General features: G+C 41.2%; 21 protein-coding genes. 1 reads left to right on the top strand and 20 read right to left on the bottom strand.

All coding sequences use genetic code 11. The features are described 5' to 3' along the window. Positions 1-119: 119 nt before the first annotated feature. On the bottom strand, positions 120-407 hold the full coding sequence (locus HMPREF2686_RS01450) for a WXG100 family type VII secretion target (RefSeq protein WP_003016069.1): 288 nt from the start codon (positions 405-407) through the stop codon (positions 120-122). 477 nt (positions 408-884) lie between these two features. Between HMPREF2686_RS01450 and HMPREF2686_RS01445 the strand changes: the two genes are divergently transcribed. After that, a complete protein-coding gene (locus tag HMPREF2686_RS01445; protein WP_061455703.1) occupies positions 885-1,436 on the top strand; it encodes a hypothetical protein in 552 nt (183 codons plus the stop codon). Between the two features lie 54 nt (positions 1,437-1,490). Here the strand turns inward: HMPREF2686_RS01445 and HMPREF2686_RS01440 are convergent, their stop codons facing one another. The 19 genes from HMPREF2686_RS01440 to HMPREF2686_RS01350 form a co-directional block, all read right to left on the bottom strand. Then, positions 1,491-3,341, bottom strand: a complete 1,851-nt coding sequence (locus HMPREF2686_RS01440; protein WP_021154372.1) for a proline--tRNA ligase — start codon at positions 3,339-3,341, stop codon at positions 1,491-1,493. A 15-nt stretch (positions 3,342-3,356) separates the two neighbouring features. Beyond that, positions 3,357-4,616 carry an RIP metalloprotease RseP gene (rseP, locus tag HMPREF2686_RS01435; protein WP_024054626.1) on the bottom strand — a complete coding sequence of 420 codons (1,260 nt, stop codon included), beginning with the start codon at positions 4,614-4,616 and terminating at the stop codon, positions 3,357-3,359. Between the two features lie 36 nt (positions 4,617-4,652). Further along, positions 4,653-5,456: a phosphatidate cytidylyltransferase gene (locus tag HMPREF2686_RS01430; RefSeq protein ID WP_024054625.1), complete on the bottom strand. Its 804-nt coding sequence runs from the start codon at positions 5,454-5,456 to the stop codon at positions 4,653-4,655. A gap of 9 nt (positions 5,457-5,465) precedes the next feature. After that, positions 5,466-6,215, bottom strand: coding sequence for an isoprenyl transferase (locus tag HMPREF2686_RS01425; protein ID WP_024054624.1), 750 nt, complete (start codon positions 6,213-6,215; stop codon positions 5,466-5,468). 154 nt (positions 6,216-6,369) lie between these two features. Further along, positions 6,370-6,696 (bottom strand): preprotein translocase subunit YajC, encoded by a 327-nt coding sequence (gene yajC, locus HMPREF2686_RS01420; protein WP_003004444.1) that lies wholly within the window; start codon positions 6,694-6,696, stop codon positions 6,370-6,372. A 156-nt stretch (positions 6,697-6,852) separates the two neighbouring features. Further along, positions 6,853-7,098, bottom strand: coding sequence for a hypothetical protein (locus tag HMPREF2686_RS01415; protein WP_003009969.1), 246 nt, complete (start codon positions 7,096-7,098; stop codon positions 6,853-6,855). Positions 7,099-7,323: 225 nt separating this feature from the next. Beyond that, a complete protein-coding gene (locus HMPREF2686_RS01410) occupies positions 7,324-9,453 on the bottom strand; it encodes an AAA family ATPase (protein ID WP_023919529.1) in 2,130 nt (709 codons plus the stop codon). Between the two features lie 355 nt (positions 9,454-9,808). Then, positions 9,809-10,108 (bottom strand): hypothetical protein, encoded by a 300-nt coding sequence (locus HMPREF2686_RS01405; RefSeq protein WP_024056353.1) that lies wholly within the window; start codon positions 10,106-10,108, stop codon positions 9,809-9,811. A gap of 18 nt (positions 10,109-10,126) precedes the next feature. Then, a complete protein-coding gene (locus tag HMPREF2686_RS01400; RefSeq protein ID WP_024056354.1) occupies positions 10,127-10,507 on the bottom strand; it encodes a hypothetical protein in 381 nt (126 codons plus the stop codon). Further along, a complete protein-coding gene (locus HMPREF2686_RS01395) occupies positions 10,486-12,081 on the bottom strand; it encodes an alpha/beta hydrolase family protein (RefSeq protein ID WP_070448949.1) in 1,596 nt (531 codons plus the stop codon). Before HMPREF2686_RS01395 ends, HMPREF2686_RS01400 begins: the two co-directional genes overlap by 22 nt. After that, positions 12,071-12,466, bottom strand: coding sequence for a DUF1310 family protein (locus HMPREF2686_RS01390; protein ID WP_024056357.1), 396 nt, complete (start codon positions 12,464-12,466; stop codon positions 12,071-12,073). Before HMPREF2686_RS01390 ends, HMPREF2686_RS01395 begins: the two co-directional genes overlap by 11 nt. Before the next feature lie 163 nt (positions 12,467-12,629). Beyond that, positions 12,630-13,016, bottom strand: coding sequence for a DUF1310 family protein (locus tag HMPREF2686_RS01385; protein WP_024056358.1), 387 nt, complete (start codon positions 13,014-13,016; stop codon positions 12,630-12,632). Between the two features lie 14 nt (positions 13,017-13,030). Next, positions 13,031-13,438 (bottom strand): DUF1310 family protein, encoded by a 408-nt coding sequence (locus HMPREF2686_RS01380; RefSeq protein ID WP_024056359.1) that lies wholly within the window; start codon positions 13,436-13,438, stop codon positions 13,031-13,033. Positions 13,439-13,457: 19 nt separating this feature from the next. Next, positions 13,458-13,856 carry a DUF1310 family protein gene (locus HMPREF2686_RS01375; protein ID WP_070448947.1) on the bottom strand — a complete coding sequence of 133 codons (399 nt, stop codon included), beginning with the start codon at positions 13,854-13,856 and terminating at the stop codon, positions 13,458-13,460. A 105-nt stretch (positions 13,857-13,961) separates the two neighbouring features. Next, positions 13,962-14,726, bottom strand: a complete 765-nt coding sequence (locus HMPREF2686_RS01370) for an amino acid ABC transporter ATP-binding protein (RefSeq protein WP_070448946.1) — start codon at positions 14,724-14,726, stop codon at positions 13,962-13,964. Positions 14,727-14,745: 19 nt separating this feature from the next. Continuing rightward, positions 14,746-15,432, bottom strand: coding sequence for an amino acid ABC transporter permease (locus HMPREF2686_RS01365; RefSeq protein WP_049474426.1), 687 nt, complete (start codon positions 15,430-15,432; stop codon positions 14,746-14,748). 3 nt (positions 15,433-15,435) lie between these two features. Then, positions 15,436-16,128 carry an amino acid ABC transporter permease gene (locus tag HMPREF2686_RS01360; RefSeq protein ID WP_013904551.1) on the bottom strand — a complete coding sequence of 231 codons (693 nt, stop codon included), beginning with the start codon at positions 16,126-16,128 and terminating at the stop codon, positions 15,436-15,438. Positions 16,129-16,194: 66 nt separating this feature from the next. Further along, complete coding sequence (locus HMPREF2686_RS01355; RefSeq protein ID WP_045759046.1) at positions 16,195-17,073, bottom strand: transporter substrate-binding domain-containing protein; 879 nt, start codon at positions 17,071-17,073, stop codon at positions 16,195-16,197. Between the two features lie 27 nt (positions 17,074-17,100). Next, on the bottom strand, positions 17,101-18,102 hold the full coding sequence (locus HMPREF2686_RS01350) for a uroporphyrinogen decarboxylase family protein (RefSeq protein ID WP_003016091.1): 1,002 nt from the start codon (positions 18,100-18,102) through the stop codon (positions 17,101-17,103). Positions 18,103-18,134 lie beyond the last annotated feature (32 nt).

Genomic DNA, 18,134 nt, shown 5'->3' with positions numbered 1-18,134 from the left:
TTCTAATTCATAGATACAAAATAGGGGTTAGGAATTAAGAATCTAACCCCTATTTTCTATATATCAAAAGACAAAAGGGTGATCTACCTACAAGAAGTAAGATCACCTCCAAGACTATCTTAGTGGATTTGTGCAGCGATATCTTGGTCAGTTTGTTCAACGATATCAGCAACTTTGATCAATTGACCGTTGATGTCTTCCAACAATTGAGCGAATTGTTTGATTTTTGGAGACAATTCGTTGAATTGTGCTTCAAAGCTATCAAATGCAGATCCATCCCAGTTTGCGTCGATGACTTGTTGTTCATGAGTCAAAGTAGTAAGGATTTGATCGATTTCTTGAGAACCTTGTGCATAACGTTGTGCTGAAGCACGTAGGTCTTCTGGAGTTAATTTAATTTGAGCCATATTTTTCTCCTTTTGGGCTGATACCCTTATATTTTTTTCATAAACAATACATTTTAGTACGAATTAGTAAAATGCCAGATAACTGTATATTTTACCTTTTTCTCCCTGTTTGTATTATTTACTTAAAAATATCTTAATGAAATATTGCCAGAATGTCAAGTTTAGAGGGCTAACTGATAAAATATTGTAACTTTGTTACAATTGTGTAACATTTTGTCATAAATATGTAATATATTTTCTGAATTCCTTGCCCCAGTAGTCTCCAACTAGTATTATTTCTGAGAAGAAAAGAAGACACTCTGTCCTTTTATATTAACTCAACACATAGATAAAAATTGTTGATTTTAGGTGTTTTTAAAAGCAAATTTTGAAGATTTTTGTATATTTTTTCATTTTTAAAACTTTTATGGTATAATGAAACCTGTTCAAAACTTGTTTCATACAAGATCGAACACCATTAACCTATAAGGAGTATATATGAAAAAATTTCTACTTGCCTCTGTCTGTCTACTAGCTCTTACCGCTTGTAGCCAAGGCCAACAAGGCAAAGGAACTACTGCCGCTTCTTCCAAGCAAGAAGCCACTCAAACCAAAAAGGAGCAAGTCCAAACCAAGACCTTTGTTAGCGACCTCGGCGATCACCACCAAAACAAAATTCAAATTGGCTACAAGAATGATGAGATTGTTTCCATGACCATCATGGGAGTTGCACCAATACCGGAAGATATGCAAAAATCAGATGTCGCTGAATTGAAGGAAGTCTATCAAGAAGAAGCTGATAAAGCAAATTCCAAACACGGTGTTAACGGACAAGCTGGAATCAACACAAGCATCAAAATCGCTGATGATAAACAGACCTATACAAACGTTATGCATGTTGATTTTACTCAAATGAAAAAGGAAGATTTTGTGAAATTACTGGCTGATCAAGGGGAAGAAACCAACACTACCATGTTGAAATACCTCAAAGGCAAACCTCAAGATCTCTTTACCTATTTCAAAGATCAAGGCCTCAAAGAAGAAAAATAAAAAGAGCTTCCTGAGTTTCATCACCACACTGGTGAGAGCTCAGAAAGCTTTTTCTTATTTGTTCAAGATTGAAAGGGTTTCAAGGAGATTGTCCGCATGAACTTCGATGGTATCTCCTGTCGCTTTGATTTTCACTTCTACGATGCCTTCAGCTGCTTTTTTACCAACTGTTACGCGGATTGGAAGCCCAATCAAATCACTATCGCTGAATTTGACACCAGCGCGTTCATTTCGGTCATCCACCAAGACTTCGTAGCCTTTATTCACCAAGGCTTCTTCGATCCGATCGGTCAAAGCAAGGCTTGCTTCATCTTTGACATTGACTGGAATCAAATGCACATCAAATGGCGCCAATTCTTTAGGGAAGTTAATTCCCCAAGCGTAACGGTACTCCCCTTTTGGAGTCTTATTGACAAAGAGGCGAGCATGTTGCTCCATAACGGCTGAAAGAAGACGGCTGACACCGATTCCGTAGCAGCCCATGATGATTGGAACTGCACGACCGTTTTCGTCCAAGACATCTGCTCCCATGCTAGCGGAGTAGCGTGTGCCGAGTTTGAAAATGTGACCGATTTCGATCCCACGTGCAAAGTTCAAGACCCCTTTCCCATCTGGTGAGATTTCGCCTTCACGAACTTCACGGATATCGACGTATTCTGCAGTAAAGTCACGTCCTGGGTTGACACCAGTCAAGTGGTAGCCTGTTTCATTGGCACCGACTACTGCATTGCGGCTGTCTTGGACCTTGCGGTCTGCGATAATCTTAACATTTTCAGGAAGATCAACTGGACCGAGAGAGCCAAAATCAGCTCCTAATAATTCTTTCACTTCCACTTCGGTTGCAGGTTCAAAGAAGTCTGCGCCGAGGTGGTTTTTCAACTTCACTTCATTGAGCTGATCATTACCTACAAGAAGGGCTACAACTGGCTCACCATCTGCGATGTAAACTAAAGTCTTGATAGTAGCTTCTTCTGGAACATCCAAGAATGCAGCTACTTCATCAATCGATTTGACACCTGGTGTTTCCACGCGTTTCACTTCTTCTTCTGCTACGACACGGTTACTAGGCTTGTATTCGTTAGTAGCCATTTCCAAGTTCGCAGCATAGGTTGATTCACTTGAATAGGCAATAGTATCTTCCCCAGAAACCATCCATTTGAGCAATTCTGCTTTGATTTCTTCTTGAACTTCTGCTGGGATCTCATCAAAGGAAGCTACTGATTTGTCTAAAACAACCCAACGGTCCAAGTCCGTACGAGCAGGCGTAACAGCCATAAACTCTTGGCTATCTTTTCCACCCATGGCACCACCATCACCGATGATGGCTTTGTAGTCGATGCCACTGCGTGTGAAGATCCGCTCATAAGCTGCCTTGTATTCATCATAAGTAACGTCCAAGCTATCGTAGTTGGCATGGAAACTGTAACCATCTTTCATGATGAATTCACGGGTCCGAAGAAGACCGTTCCGTGGGCGTTTTTCATCGCGGTATTTTGGTTGAATTTGGTAGAGATTCAACGGCAATTGTTTGTAAGATTTTACTGAGTCGCGCACAATAGCGGTAAAGGTTTCTTCGTGAGTTGGACCCAAGATAAAGTCAGAGCCTTCACGGTTTTTCAACTTATAAAGGTCTTCCCCGTAAGTTTCGTAACGACCAGATTCACGCCAGAGATCCGCACTCAAAAGGGCTGGAGCTAGCATTTCTACTGCTCCAATTTTTTCAAATTCTTGGCGCATGATGCCTTTTGCTTTTTCAATCACTCGATTTGCTAATGGCAGATAAGAATAGACACCAGCTGAGACTTGGCGAACATAACCTGCACGCAACATCAAAGCATGGCTAATGACTTGAGCATCGCTTGGCATTTCGCGAAGCGTTGGAATCAACATTTTACTTTGTTTCATGGACAATATCCTTTTCTATTTCAAAAATAATTTCATAATATCATTCCAGGTGACAGCAATCATCAAAATAACCATTACAGCTACACCTGCAAGCGTCATATAGGTTTCTACTTCTTGTTTCAGTGGCTTTCTCCGGACGACCTCGATCAAATTGATCAAGATTTTCCCGCCATCCAAAGCCGGAATCGGGATTAGATTGAAGATCCCAATATTAATAGAGAGCATGGCCATAAGAGACAAGACTGCCGGAATCCCTAATTGAGCAGCTTGTGAGCTGGCATTGTAGATAGCGACCGGACCACCCAGTTTATTGAGACTAAAGTGGAAAATGATATCTTTCAAAGCTCCCAAAATCCGTGTCGCTGTATTCCAGGTATCTGTAAAACCAGACAAGAGTTTATCCACAAATCCCGTCTTGAGGCCGTTTGTCACACCCAGATAATAACGATTCCCTGACTTGGTTGGCTTCACTTTGACTTCTTTTTCTTGGCCGTCTGCTTTGACCTTCAGGGTCAATTCAGGAGCTGTCTTGCTATCCTTGGTTGCTTTTTCGACAGCATCTGTCAACTCATCCCAGTTGCTGACGGTATCGTTGTTAACTTGAAGGATCTGAACATTACTTTTAACACCAACCTTAGCCAGCGCCCCATCGGGTGCCACCTGAACGTTGTTGCTGTAGTAGTCAATCGCACCACCGCGCATAAAGGCTAAAAGTGAGTAGACGACAATACTAAGGATAAAGTTGTTCATAGGACCCGCAAAGTTGGTGATCAACCGTCCCCAAATGCTGGCATTCTGATACTGAACATCTCTCGGTGCAATCCGCACTTCTGTCCCATCTTCCTCAACAATAGTCGCATCATGATCGACACTATAGGTCTTTGTCTCATCGAGAACCAAGCCCGTAATCTCCAGTTTGTCTTCGAAGTCAAACTGGGTCACATTCATGGGAAGGGCTGTCTGATCCAGATTCTTTCCTGAAAGATTAATCCGGACGACCTTCCCAGCCTCATTTAGCGTCAAGCTGACAGGCGTTCCGGTTTTAATCTCAGTTGTATCCTCACCCCAGCCAGCCATACGCACATAGCCACCTAAAGGCAGGATGCGAATGGTATAAGCTGTTCCATCTTTACCAATATGGGCAAAGATCTTTGGACCCATCCCGATCGAGAATTCTCGCACCAGGATGCCCGATTTTTTTGCAAAATAGAAATGACCAAACTCGTGAACGAGAACGATCACTCCAAAAATAACAATAAAGGCAATAAACTGCATCGTTCTATATGTGGTTTCCTTTCTATCTCTTCTGTCTTAGAACAAGCCCAAGAAATGCATCAAGGGAAAGACAAAAATCAAACTATCAAAGCGGTCTAGGACACCGCCGTGTCCTGGAATAAATTTTCCAGAATCTTTTACACCGAAGTGGCGTTTAATCGCACTCTCTACCAGATCTCCAAACTGACCTGCAATACTAAAGAGGATGGTGAAGAAAATCATAGCAAGAAAACCATGTCCACCTGCCACAGAGCGATCCACAATCATAAAGATCACGGTTACCGCAACTGCAGACAAGATTCCGCCAAGACTGCCTTCTATCGTTTTATTCGGCGAGACTGCAGGCATGAGCTTGCGTTTCCCAAATTGACTTCCGACCAGGTAAGCACCTGAATCTGTAGCCCAGACAATAAAGAGAGCTAGCAGAACTTTGTCGATTCCAGCGATACGCGCATCTACTAAGGAATGGAAACCAAGTCCAACATAAAAGCTAGACGCAATGGGATAGACTACATCTTCATAATTGTAATTCTGAGCAAGAACAGTTGTCCCCATGAGAATCAAGACAACCAAACCATAGGCAATCATATTGCCATCTGCTGGAAGGTAAGGGAGGTAGTCCTCAATCGGCAAAGTCAGGACGAAGGCCGCTAACATGGCTAGCGCTCCTTCAAAGGTCGCTGTCTCAAGTCCCTTCATCTTGAGCAATTCATGAACCCCTAGCATGGCGATCAAGCCAATCACAATCTGGAAGAACACCCCTCCAACCATTACTGTTGGAATGAAAAAGAGCAGGGCAATTCCTCCAAAAATCACACGTTTTTGTAAATCTTTCGTCATCATCTTCTCCTAAACACCACCAAATCTCCGATGGCGATGGCTATATTCTACTATGGCACTTCGTAGTGCTTCCTCTCCAAAATCTGGCCACATCACATCTGTGAAATACAACTCACTATAAGCAGCCTGCCAAGGAAGGAAATTACTCAAACGGATCTCTCCGCTGGTACGAATAATCAAATCTGGATCCCTTAGGACGCGTGGCAAACTCTCGGTATAGAGAGAATCTGCGATCATCTCTTCTGTGATATCTTCTGGACTGAACTTCGCATCCAAGACTTCTTGGGCGATCTGCTTCACGGCCTGAGTGATCTCAGCACGTCCACCATAATTGAGTGCGAAATTCAGGATCAAGCCTGTATTGAGATGGGTCATTGCTTCTGCTCTTTCCAAAGCCTCCAGCGTTTCTTTTGGTAATTTCTTGGTATCACCGATCATTTGAATCTTGACATTGTTGCGATGCAATTCGGGGACGAAATGATCATAAAACTCGACCGGCAAGTGCATAATGAACTTGACTTCATCTTCAGGGCGTGTCCAGTTTTCCGTAGAAAAGGCATAGACCGTCAAGACCTGAACCCCCATATTTTTTGCTGCAATCGTCACTTCTTGGAGAGCTTCCATCCCCGCCTTATGACCGAAGACGCGCGGTTGCATCCGCTTTTTCGCCCAGCGACCATTGCCATCCATAATGATCCCAATGTGTTTCGGGACTTCTAAAGGTATCTCGATTTTTTCTTTTTTCTTAAAACGAAACATGTTTTTCTACCTATTTCAATATTTATCGCTTCATTATACCATAAATCCCCATAAAATAGGGACTCTGGCCTCTTTTTTGAACCAGCAAGGCTTTCCTTCATCACATCGTCCTATTTGCCCACCAAAAAAGAGGCCTTTGCCTCTTCTTTGATGATTATTCTTCGATGGCTGAATCGGCATCTGAGCTAGCGCCTTCTGTAGCAGTAGCTGAGATTCCTTCTGATACAGGAAGAACTGTTTTGATCGCTCCCAATTCAAAGGTCAGGTAGACACCATCAACATCCAAGACAACGGTCTTGCGATCTGTATCGACTTCATCGATGGTTCCGTACAAGCCACCAATCGTGATGACTTCATTTCCTTTTTGAAGTTTATTCAAACTTTCCATCCGTTTTTGGTACTGTTTCTTTTGGCTACGGCTCATGAAGTACATCAAACCGACCATAAGAACGAGCATAATTAGCAAACTTCCGCCTTGCATATGTTTCTCCTTTAATTTTCATATATGCTATACTATATCAAATTTCGCCCGTCTTTTCAAGTTTCCCCATCCTCTTCAAGCAAAATCAGACCTCAGTCTCAGAGAGGAGGCAAGTTTTGATGAAAAAGAAAAAAACCACGAAAAGTGGGCTACTGACTAGTCAATCGTAATGCCATACTTTTCATGATTCTCATCATACCAATCAATCAAGGCCAAAGCCGTTTGATAGGTAATATTTTTGATTTTACTCGTTCCCTTCGTCAAAGTCGCTAGGCTCATTTTGCTGATGTTTGTTTCAGTTGCGACACGATAGCTCGTCAAGCGACCGTCAACCATCAGTTGAACAACGGCTTCCACTTTTCTGTATTCGGGAGTTGAGTAGATATCAATTGTATTGCTCATCTTACTTCCATTCCTCAAATTTTATTCTTGTATAGATTATATACTTATTTTCTTTATTTATTAATAATTTTGCTCAAATTGGATTAATTTCACTAATTATTGATGTTTTTTTAGCCCAAATAGGGTATTTTTCGCCTCATACGGCGAATAATTTCCCCCAGGTGGGAAGAAAAAATAAAGACTGCTATATGATAGCAGTCTCTATTTTTCACAAACTAATTCGCCTTAGTCTGCTTGTTTATCAGTGTTTTCTTCCTTCTTTGTGTCTTTTTCTCTGATCACAAGGACACCATCTTCCATGTCTGCTTCGAGATGTTTGGCATCCAAGTTATCCAAGTGGAAGTCTGTGACTTTGTCACGGATTTGTTGTTCAACTACCCGACGGAGTGGACGAACACCCATCACTTCATCATAACCTTCTTCAGTCATATATTCTTTAGCTGCATCGCTCACTGCCAAGTCGATTTCTTTCTTAGAAAGGGTCTTATTGACATCTACCAACATCAAATCAACAATCTTAGAAAGGTCTTCCTTGCTCAAGTGTGAGAATTCAATGACAGCGTTGAAACGGTTCAAGAATTCTGGACGGAAGTAAGGTTTCAAACGATCCATGAGTTCTGGTTTATCCGCATCTTCTGTCAAGTTAGCTTCGTAACCAAAGCCAGCGTTTGAAGTGGCGATAATCACAGTGTTCTTGAAGTTGACCGTGTTCCCTTGACCATCTGTCAAACGACCATCATCCAAGACTTGAAGGAGAAGGGTGATCACTTGAGGATCTGCCTTTTCAATTTCATCGAGAAGGACGATTGAGTAAGGGTTACGGCGAACACGTTCTGTCAAAGTATTGCTATTGTCATCGTAACCAACATAACCAGCAGTTGTACCAATCAATTTAGAAACGGCTGTGCGGTCGCTATATTCTGACATGTCCAAACGGATGATCGCATCTTTGGTTCCGAACATATCAAGAGCCAATTGTTTAGCCAATTCAGTCTTACCGACACCAGTAGGACCTACAAAGAGGAAGCTACCGATTGGACGGTTCCCTTCGTCAAATCCTGCACGGTTACGACGGATGGCACGTGCCACTGCTTCAACGGCTTTATCTTGACCGATAACCTTGGTTTGCAAACGGTGACCCATATCTTTCAAACGTTCGATATCAGTTGCACCCATTTGAGACACTGGGATACCCGTCATCCGTTCTACTGATTCAGCCACATCGTTGATTGTTGCAGTTACCTTATGGTCTTCTGTATGGTTTTCAATTTTCTTTTCAAGCTCTTCGATACGAACTTTTGCTTTCAAAGCTGCTTCGTAATCTTCTTTAGCCGCAGCTTCTTCTTGTTTGGTTTTTTCTTCTTCAATTTCATGTTCCACAGCATGGACATCTGTTACTGGATGTTGAGCCGCCAAGTGAGCAGCTGTTACATCGACCAAGTCAATGGCCTTATCAGGCAAGCTACGTTGTGGAATGTATTGGATAGAATAATCAACTGCTGCTTTCAAAACTTCATCTGGCAAGATGACATTGTGGTGTTTTTCATAAAGATCACGGATCCCTTGGAGAATCTTGAAAGTATCTTCAGCTGATGGAGCATTGACTTTCACTTCGTTGAAACGACGAGCAAGAGCTGCATTCTTCAAGATAGTGTTACGGTATTCATCTTGAGTCGTTGCACCAATGACTGTCAATTCCCCACGTGAAAGAGCAGGTTTGATGATATCCGCAAGACCTTTAGAGCCTTGACCATCACCTGTGCTACCTGCACCAAGGATTTGATGGATTTCATCAAAGAAGAGAATAACATTTCCCATAGCTTTGACTTCTTGGATCAGATTTTGAATATTTTCTTCAAAGCTACCACGGTATTGCGTACCAGCTTCTAGACCAGAAATATCAATCGAGATGATTTCTTTATTCTTGATAGCAGCTGGAACATCCCCGTTCACAATAGCTTGTGCCAAACCTTCTACAACTGCTGTTTTACCAACACCGGCATCCCCTACAAGGACAGGGTTGTTCTTGGTACGACGAGACAAGATTTCAGCAGTTTCTTGAATTTCTTTATTACGTCCGATGACCGGATCCAATTTTCCTTCACGAGCTTCTTCGGTCAAGTTGCGACCAAGTTTTGCAAGGATCCCATCTTGTTTCATTCCTTTACCTTGATGGTGTTGCACTTGCTCGCTTCCTTCATTTGGAAGTTGACCAGTTTGGCGGTAAATAGCGAATTCTTCTGGTGTCACTTCACGACCGTTGATCATGTAGCGACGGCTTTCAGAACGAAAACCACCCATGTTTCCCATTAGTTGATTGAAAAGATCATCCATATTGTTAAAGTTGTTGTTCATATTGTATACCTCTAATTTACATAATTTTAATTCATTCTTGAAAATTAGCAGACCAATTGGCTGCTGTTTGATTGTTTACATAATTTAAATTCATTTATATAATAATAGCCCTACAGGCTAACAGTTTCTATTTTTCCTTTTATCAATTAGTTGTCTTAATTCTGGAAATAGCATATCACCATCTCCTTTCCACTATTGATCTTGTAAACCAGTAGGTTTTTCAACCTCTTTTTGTTTACATAAATTATTATAACGCAGACTGAATTCTTTGTCAACACTTTTTTACATAATTTTTTAAATTTATTAAAAAAATCTGGAGTCACTCCAGATTCTATATTTAAATAGAAGTTCTTGGCTAGATAGATTTAAATTTACCAGCTTTTTCTTGAATAACCGTCTGTACGTTTTTAGCAAATTGACCCACCATGGACTGATCCAGTTGTTTTCCAACTACCTGGACGTCTTCTTCAGCTACTGTTGTAATCGCAGTCAATCCATCATTGTAACGTTTCTCAACTCCTGCCTTGCAGGCCAATAAAATGGGCGCATAGACAACACGGATTAAATCTTTTTCAAGTTTCTTTCGGCTTTCGATGATCCTCATCTTATCTTTCATATCTAAATCAAAGAAATCTTTGACTGGACTATCACCCATACTTCCTCCTCTTCTATACTATGAAACTTTATCTTGTGCAAACTCCTCTTCCAGTTGGCGTCTATCTTTCCGGTAGGATTGCCATAAATTCTCTTCCTCGATTTCGATCTGTTTTAAGGCTACTTGTGCAGCTTCTCTAGCTTCGAGATCATACTCTTCGATACAGCGATGGAGGGACTCCCATTCACAACTGCTATCAATCTCCTGCTGTTGTAAAAAGGAAGCTGCCATCGCATACTCTTCTTCCAGCATCTGGGTGAAGAGCTGCTGTTTTCTTTCCACTAGGCAACGCTTTTCATCTAGCTCCAAGCGCGCTTTTTGGAACTCTCTTTCCAAGTGATCTAGTTTCTTTTCCTTTTTTGAAAGAGTAGATGAAATTAATAAGCTAGTTGTTCCCACTGGTTCATTTCTCCTGCTATTTTTTGATCTTTTGCTTTTAAGAGCTCAATTCCTGTATTCACTTGCTCGTTTAAAGCATGAAATTCATTCGATAAGGACTGATATGCAGCCAAACGATTGTCGAACCTTTCTCTTACTTGAGTGACAACTGTTTGCCTTGTTGCACCAGCCTGTGCATAGGCCTCTTCTACTTCGGAAAGATTGAGAATGAAGCCTTTCGGAACGGTCTGTAATACTTTCTCCAAAGCTTCTAAATCTGTATCCAGTCGTGCCTTAGATTTCTGAGCTTGCTCCAGCCCTTCATCCACTACTCGAATCAGCTCATCAGAAGCCAAGCGTGCCTGCAAGGCATCGAGATAGATTTGTTCACTTGAACTCAGTCCACCACCTGTTTTTTGTAATTTATCCTTTAGGCGATAGTAAACCTTCATCCGCTCTTCAATGATTTCCTTGCGAGTGATGGCTTCCGTTCCCTTTTCAAGAACCAAATTCCCATCCTTATCATAGATATAACCATGCATCATGTGCTGCAGGCCAGTATTTATCAAATTTTTAGTTTTGAGGTGCTTGACAATCCCACTGGATTCCTTGCTTCCAGAATCCTGATAGCCCAAGCTAACCAAATCTTTATGGTCAATGTGGTTGTAAATTTTGTACTTCAGCGAATCTATACGCGCTTTTTGCTCGGGTGTTAAAATAGGATAGGCATTAGGGCCATTGTATAGATGGACAGTCCCAATATGAGAAGCTTCCTCTTCCGTCAAACAGGCAAGCGCATACTGAATATTCATAGACCCCAGAGAGTGACCGTATAGATCGATCTTGGCATTGGGGTATTTTCGGATCACCTCTTTCAAATGAGCTGCAGCATCTTTAAACTGCGGAGGCGGGAAAGTACCGTTTTCATCATTGTATTTTTTTAAAAAAGCAGCTCCCATTAAAGCAGGAAATTTAACCTGTTCTTCGGCTGTTCTTTCTGCAAAAAAGCCGACCGCATCTGATGCTTTTTCCTGTATGAAATTGCTGACAGGATTGTCCATCGCTTTTTGTATGAACCTACCTAAGGGAGTGGCCTCCGGTGGAAGATTAACAGATGTAGGAATAATTGCATCTTCAAAAGCTTCTACAGCATTGTTAAAACCATTTTTAGCCTTATCTCGCGCATAATTCTTCGCATATTCTGTTGCATACTCGCTTGCACCACCAGGGTTCAAAATATTGGAAGCTGCTGGCAAATCTGTCCCTACCCAATCTGTAAATGTATCATGGAGTAATTTTTGTGTACTTATTTCAGTTTCAGATCCCTTCATCAAAACTGTCACATCATGGATTTGGGCGCGATCTTCATCAGAAGCAGAATAGGGGACTGGATCTTGTTCAACCCCCTTGCCACTATCCGTTAGTACAAAGACCTGTTCTTCATTGCCATTTACACTATCATAGATGTGAGCTAAGTTACCAATATAATCATCTCCATCGTTAATAGAATAATCTTGACCCATTTCTAACGGTTGATATTCCAATAAGGATGTTTTCTGATGTTGAAGATCCGAAAAATTAGAATTAATGACCATCACTTTCTCCTCTTATTAGTCTCGTTAACTTTTTTGGCATCCCAGACGCTGCAACGGTATATTCCCCAGAATCTTCCTCTTGAACTGTCATATTGATTATTAATGTATCATCATTGTTAATGACTACCTCTAGAATCAGTCCTCCCATTGGGTTATATTTTAATTTGTCTTTTAAAATCCTATAAGTCTTTATTTTCCCATTTGGAGTTAATGCCTCTGGATCCTGTTTTTTTAAATATTTTTCAATCGCCACTTTCATTTGCTTACTCTCTGCGATTTGAATCATTTCTTGTTTTTTTGCAGATTGTCCATTAAAAAAGCTACAGCCTCCTAAGCTCAGGCTAAATACTACCATTATCAACACAATAAATTTACTTTTTTTCATTTCTTCCCGTTTCTTTTTCTAGTTTTCTTAAAATTTATTATACAAAATTCCATCAACGTCTGAAATGTTACTTTTGTTAAAAAACATTGCCAAAAGGTTACAAGCACTAACTATTGATGTAACATACCAGCTTTGATTCAGAAAATGTTTCTGGTTACCTATTTTAATTGTTGGTTAATAAATCACTTAACTCCTCTGTTTTCCCAAAATAGGTCTCTTCATATTTCCCTGTAGTAGCATCTTCTTGTATAGTTGTGCTCAAAACTAACTTATCATCATTATTTATGACTATTTTTACTAATAGTCCTCCCATTGGATTATAATCTAAATCATCTTTAGAAATTTTATACGTTTTAATTTTTCCTTCTGGTGTAAGTGCTTTTGGATCTAATTTTTTTAACATATTCTCAATCGCCACTTTCATCTTCTTGCTCTCTGCGATCTGAATCATTTCTTGTTTCTTTGTAGCTTGTCCGGTAATAAGACTGCATCCTCCTAGAAATAGCCCTGACAGAATCATGATTACGGTCATACTGTATCTTTTTTTCATTCTCTTGCAATTCCTTATTTATCGTTTACTAATTTCTTGGATAATTCCCCTGAAATGACTACTCCATTCTGTTCCATATGACCATCAGACTCTTGGGTTAAGGTTGTCGTAATGGTTAAATTCTCATCCTCATTAACCATCATTTCTATCGTCAAACCTCCCATGGGATGAGATCTCAGCCGGTGGATATTAATTTTATATGACTTCACAATCCCCTCCGCTGTCAAGGCATTGGGATCTTCTTGTCTCAATATATTTTCGAGAACTCTTTTTGATTGCTTACTCTCTGCAATCTCTAGCATTTCTCTTCGTTGCTCTGATCGTCCGGTAGTAAGACTACATCCTCCTAGGCACAAAGTGGTTAGCAATAACCATAACGTCCCTATTATTTTAGTTCTCATATTTTCCTTTGATGCTTCCATGAATGACTCCACTATGAATTTATTTCCCAGTCTCTTCTGCTTTACTTAACAGATCATCTAATTTTGCTGAAATACCGTAACTACCTGCTTCGAACTGTCCTGAATCTTCCATTTGAATAGTCGTATCGATCGTTAACTTTTTATCGCCATTGATCACGAGATAAACATTCATCCCTCCCATTGGATTGTATTCCAATTCACCTTTTATCAGGGTATAGGAGTGAATGACTCCTTCTGAAGTGAAAGCTTTCGGATCGATACTGATTAACAAGTGTCTTATCGCTCGCTCCATTTTCGTGCTTTCTGCAATCTGAATCATTTCTCTTCTCTCAGCAGCTTTATCCGTAAAAAGACTGCAACCTCCTAGAAACAAAGTCAGTAAGAATAGTAGTACAAATCGTTGTTTTTTATCAGTCATATTTCCCTCTCACTTATATTATTCGTAATGATTTTTAAAAAATGAGCTAATTTTTAAATTTTTTCCAGAATCCAAAAAACACACCCTATATAGGTGTGCCTCTTGTTAAATCATGTATTCGACACTATAAGTGGCGTCGGATAAAATCCGTGAAAGGAATTGTTTGGTTCGCTCTTCCTTTGGACTATTAAAGAATTCATGGGGTTCATTTTCTTCGATGATGTGTCCGCCATCCATAAAGATAACGTGGTTGGCCACATCACGCGCAAAGCCCATCTCATGCGTTACGACAACCATGGTCACTCCTTCTTGGGCTAGCTGTTTCATGACATCTAAGACATCCCCAACCAATTCTGGGTCTAGCGCTGAAGTCGGTTCGTCCAGCAAGATCACATCTGGTTTCACTGCAATGGCACGTGCGATTCCGATCCGTTGCTGCTGACCACCTGATAATTGAGAAGGATAGTAATCCTTGTAAGCGAGGAGACCGACTTTTTCAAGGGCGGATTCCGCCCGTTGGATGGCTTCTTCTTTTGGAATCTTACGAGCTACAACCAGGCCTTCTAAGATATTTTCAAGTGCTGTTTTGTTGGCAAATAGATTGTAATGCTGGAAGACAAAGGCTGTCTTTTGACGAATTTCTAAAATTTCCTTTTTGCTGAGTTTTGAGAGGTCATATGCTTTTCCACCTAGGGTTAAGTGACCTGTATCCGCCTTTTCCAAGTGGTTGAGGCAACGAAGGAAAGTTGTTTTTCCTGATCCAGATGGACCCAAAATAACGACGACATCCCCTTGGTTGACCTTGAGATTAACATCTACCAGGACTTGGTGGTCCTTAAATTTTTTCGATACGTGTTCTACTTCTAACATCTTCTTATTTCTCCTTCTTCTATGCGAGTGTCAGGCGTTTTTCTAAGAGATTGAATCCCCACTGAATCACCCCACAAATGACAATATAAAGAATAAAAATCACGAGATAGGATTCAAAATATTGATAACCATAAGAGGCTTCGACCTTGGCAATGGCGGTGATATCCTTGATGGTCATGACAAAGACAAGGGAGGTTCCTTTGACCAAGTTGATGACCAGGTTACACAGATTGGGTAGGGCTGAACGCAGAGCTTGTGGAAAAACAATGCGGATATAGGCTTGGCGATTGGTCAAACCAATGGCTTGCGCTGCTTCTAGCTGACCCTTATCCACAGTCAGAATGGCTGACCGTAGAATTTCAGCAAGACTCCCCGTTGTCATCAAGCTAAAGATGATAAAGGCATAGTAAATGGGATTGATCTCAAAGACATTAAAGTGACTGCCAATACTCTTAAAAAAGCTATTTAAGAGGCTGGGAAAGAGACTATAAAAGAAGAGAATCAAGAGAATCGGAGGCGTCGCGCGGATAAAGGCTAAGTAAACCACTGAGAAACTGCGAACACCTTTGACCTTATAAATCTGACCGAGTGCCAAAAAGAGGGCTGGAAAGAAACTCAAAAGAATCGATACGACCATGATCAGAAGGGTCACTGGAACACCACCTAAGGTGGCTAGAAATGCTTTACTAATAAAATTGAAATCCATAAGCTACCTTTCTGTTACACTGAGTCGTTTCTCAAGGAGTTGAGCGGAGAAGGAGATCACAAGGGCAATTCCCCAGTAGATCACTGCGACGGCTGTATAGGTCTCGAGGGAATAATTCCCAAGATTGCGGCTGATCAAGTTGTTACCTGCTCCCATGATATCGATAAAGCCAATGGTATAAGCCAAAGCGGCATCGCGCATGAGGTTCAAGATGGCAGTCGTCATATTGGGAAGAGCCACGCGAAAGGCTTGGGGAAGGACAATCCGCCAAATGGTTTGAGCTGGCGTCAAGCCAATACTCAAGCCCGCTTCCATCTGACCTTTTGGAATGGCCAAATAGGCTGCCTTGAAGACCTCAGAGATCATAGCAGCAAAGAGAAGAAACATGGCAACAAGGACAAAGACAAACTTGGACCAGTGGTCAATGTCAATGCCCAACCACCAGTTCAAAAATTGGGGGAGCCCATAAAAGACCAAAAAGAGCAAGACAATCGGAGGGGTACAACGCAAAGTAAAGACATAGCCTTTTGCCAGACCTGCTCCTACCTTATCTTCTGATACTTGTGCCCAGGTCAAAACCAAGCCAAATGCAGAACCGAGAACCGTCGTTAAAAACATCAAAGCTAGGGTCGCTGGCAGAGCTTGGACCAAGGTTGGAAGAAATGACCAGACCTTGGAAATGTCGTATGAGACCATGTTTCTTTTCCTTTCTGTATCCGTATAGAAATAAGGAAGCTGGGGCTATGCGCACCCAGTTCCATCTTATTTCTCTTTATCTACATAACTGAAGACATCTTCACCGAAATATTTTTTCGACAATTTAGCAAGTGTGCCATCTTTTTCTAATTCTTTGATGGCCTTGCTGTATGCTTCCGCAAATTTTTCGTTTTTCTTATCCTTATGGATCAATGGGTAAGTTGGAATTCCTTTGTAGGCAAACCAGCTCAGTTTGTCCGCATATTGGTGGTAAGAACCATCTTTATCTGTGACAGCTTTTTCAAAGGAAAGTTTGATGTCAAAGAAGGCATCGTAACGTCCTTCAAGAACCCAAGCATAGGCATCTGCGACTTTGAAAGATTCGGCAGCTGTTAATTCGATTTGTTGGTCCTTATGCTTTTCATTGTATTCTTTAATAACATTCCACTGCGCATTTTGTGGTGAAATTGGAACCAATTTTCCTTTTTCTTTAGCGAAGTCATCGATATTCTTGTATTTATTCGCATCTTCTTTCCGAACGGTAAATCCGATGATACTTGCTCCGATTGGTTCTTTTGGAATGATAAATTTCTTGGCACGTTCTTCGGTATACCAAGCTCCTTTGGTTCCGATATCGTATTTACCAGATTCTAGACCGATCAAGAGATCGTCATCACTTGTTCCAGTGTACTCAAACTTGTAGTCTGGTAGTTTTTCGTCAATGGCTTTGAGCACGGCTACTTCATAACCATCTGATTCCCCTTTTTCATCGACGAAATCGTAAGGCACATAGTTTTGAGTGTGGGCTACTTTCAAGGTTGTTACTTTATTAGATCCTGTTGATCCTTTGCTTTCGTTTGCGTGGTTCAAGCTTCGACCAAGAATGGTTGCACCTGCAAGGGCAAGAACGGCCACCCCACCGATAATCCATGTTTTTTTACTCATACTCTGTTCTCCCTCTTTCTATTTTCCTTATTCTGCTGCAGCTTCACGAACCCATTCGATTCGTTCTTCATCAATGTCACTTGGGATGGTACAATCGGCACCAATGACCAAGCCTGTGGTTCCAGTTTCTGCGATGATGCGTTTGGTTTCTGCTTGGATCGCAGCCTTATCTCCTGTGTAAAGAAGTCCATTTTTTCCATTTTCAAAGCCACCAAGAACCGTGCGTCCACCGAAGATTTCGCGTCCTTCTGCTAGGCTGATTCCTTCTGGCCCGACTGCCCAGTTAATGACTTGGGCTGGGTAGTCTGTGAAGAGATGGATATCATTGCGAGCTCCTTCGTAGCCACAGATATGAAGAATATTTACGCCACCAGCTTCATTGGCTGCCTCTAAGACATGGAGTTCACTCGGTGCAATAATGTTTTTATAAACTTCTTGTGTAACCCGCGCATCCTGGATACTTTGAACACTGAGGTAGATCCCGTCTGCCCCTGCTTCTTTGATGATTCGTTGGCTCAAACTTGCAATATCTTGGCCAATTGTATCCAATACTTTTTTAAGAGTTGCTGCATCTTGATCGATAAAGTTGGCGATCAAGTCATCTCCTCCTGAAACTTCTCCGACCAACCATTTGAAGTAGGTCACTGGAGCAAAGATATTGTAGATAGCCACAATGTCTTCTTCAAAACCGGCACGGATTTTTTTAACGAGCTCTACTTGCTCTGTGATCCATGGATGATCTGCTCCGAGTGGTTCAATCCCTGCTAAGTCAGAGATGTTTTCAAGGCCTTTGTGAATGGCTGGATTTGGATAAGCAAAGTAACCATCACTCATGAGTTTGACAAAGTCTGGTTTGACCTTGTGAAGGAAGTTTTTATGGCCATTGAGGTTTTTTTCAATAATTTCAGGATTTGAAAATCCTTTTAGCCACTCTTCTTCTGTCGTGAAATGGTGCCAAAATCCAACTGGCACACGATCAACTGCTTCTCCTTTAAAAGCTTTTAACACTAATTCTCTTTTTGCTGACATGTTCTTACCTCGTTCCATCTTTTCTTGTTTGT

The sequence above is a fragment of the Streptococcus sp. HMSC057G03 genome (assembly GCF_001808745.1).
GTDB lineage: Bacteria > Bacillota > Bacilli > Lactobacillales > Streptococcaceae > Streptococcus > Streptococcus parasanguinis_Z.
Note: the sequence above shows the minus strand (reverse complement) of the source record. Positions and strands in the feature narration are given on the sequence as shown.

Bases quoted from the DNA above. Each gene is read 5' to 3' on its own strand.
- HMPREF2686_RS01445 (WP_061455703.1), top strand. From the start codon at position 885: ATGAAAAAATTTCTACTTGCCTCTGTCTGTCTACTAGCTCTTACCGCT.
- HMPREF2686_RS01390 (WP_024056357.1), bottom strand. From the start codon at position 12,466: ATGAAAAAAAGTAAATTTATTGTGTTGATAATGGTAGTATTTAGCCTG.
- HMPREF2686_RS01440 (WP_021154372.1), bottom strand. From the start codon at position 3,341: ATGAAACAAAGTAAAATGTTGATTCCAACGCTTCGCGAAATGCCAAGC.
- HMPREF2686_RS01365 (WP_049474426.1), bottom strand. From the start codon at position 15,432: ATGGATTTCAATTTTATTAGTAAAGCATTTCTAGCCACCTTAGGTGGT.
- HMPREF2686_RS01410 (WP_023919529.1), bottom strand. From the start codon at position 9,453: ATGAACAACAACTTTAACAATATGGATGATCTTTTCAATCAACTAATG.
- HMPREF2686_RS01430 (WP_024054625.1), bottom strand. From the start codon at position 5,456: ATGACGAAAGATTTACAAAAACGTGTGATTTTTGGAGGAATTGCCCTG.
- HMPREF2686_RS01450 (WP_003016069.1), bottom strand. From the start codon at position 407: ATGGCTCAAATTAAATTAACTCCAGAAGACCTACGTGCTTCAGCACAA.
- HMPREF2686_RS01350 (WP_003016091.1), bottom strand. From the start codon at position 18,102: ATGTCAGCAAAAAGAGAATTAGTGTTAAAAGCTTTTAAAGGAGAAGCA.
- HMPREF2686_RS01395 (WP_070448949.1), bottom strand. From the start codon at position 12,081: ATGGTCATTAATTCTAATTTTTCGGATCTTCAACATCAGAAAACATCC.
- HMPREF2686_RS01385 (WP_024056358.1), bottom strand. From the start codon at position 13,016: ATGAAAAAAAGATACAGTATGACCGTAATCATGATTCTGTCAGGGCTA.
- HMPREF2686_RS01405 (WP_024056353.1), bottom strand. From the start codon at position 10,108: ATGGGTGATAGTCCAGTCAAAGATTTCTTTGATTTAGATATGAAAGAT.
- HMPREF2686_RS01370 (WP_070448946.1), bottom strand. From the start codon at position 14,726: ATGTTAGAAGTAGAACACGTATCGAAAAAATTTAAGGACCACCAAGTC.
- HMPREF2686_RS01415 (WP_003009969.1), bottom strand. From the start codon at position 7,098: ATGAGCAATACAATTGATATCTACTCAACTCCCGAATACAGAAAAGTG.
- rseP (WP_024054626.1), bottom strand. From the start codon at position 4,616: ATGCAGTTTATTGCCTTTATTGTTATTTTTGGAGTGATCGTTCTCGTT.
- HMPREF2686_RS01355 (WP_045759046.1), bottom strand. From the start codon at position 17,073: ATGAGTAAAAAAACATGGATTATCGGTGGGGTGGCCGTTCTTGCCCTT.
- HMPREF2686_RS01380 (WP_024056359.1), bottom strand. From the start codon at position 13,438: ATGGAAGCATCAAAGGAAAATATGAGAACTAAAATAATAGGGACGTTA.
- HMPREF2686_RS01360 (WP_013904551.1), bottom strand. From the start codon at position 16,128: ATGGTCTCATACGACATTTCCAAGGTCTGGTCATTTCTTCCAACCTTG.
- HMPREF2686_RS01425 (WP_024054624.1), bottom strand. From the start codon at position 6,215: ATGTTTCGTTTTAAGAAAAAAGAAAAAATCGAGATACCTTTAGAAGTC.
- yajC (WP_003004444.1), bottom strand. From the start codon at position 6,696: ATGCAAGGCGGAAGTTTGCTAATTATGCTCGTTCTTATGGTCGGTTTG.
- HMPREF2686_RS01375 (WP_070448947.1), bottom strand. From the start codon at position 13,856: ATGACTGATAAAAAACAACGATTTGTACTACTATTCTTACTGACTTTG.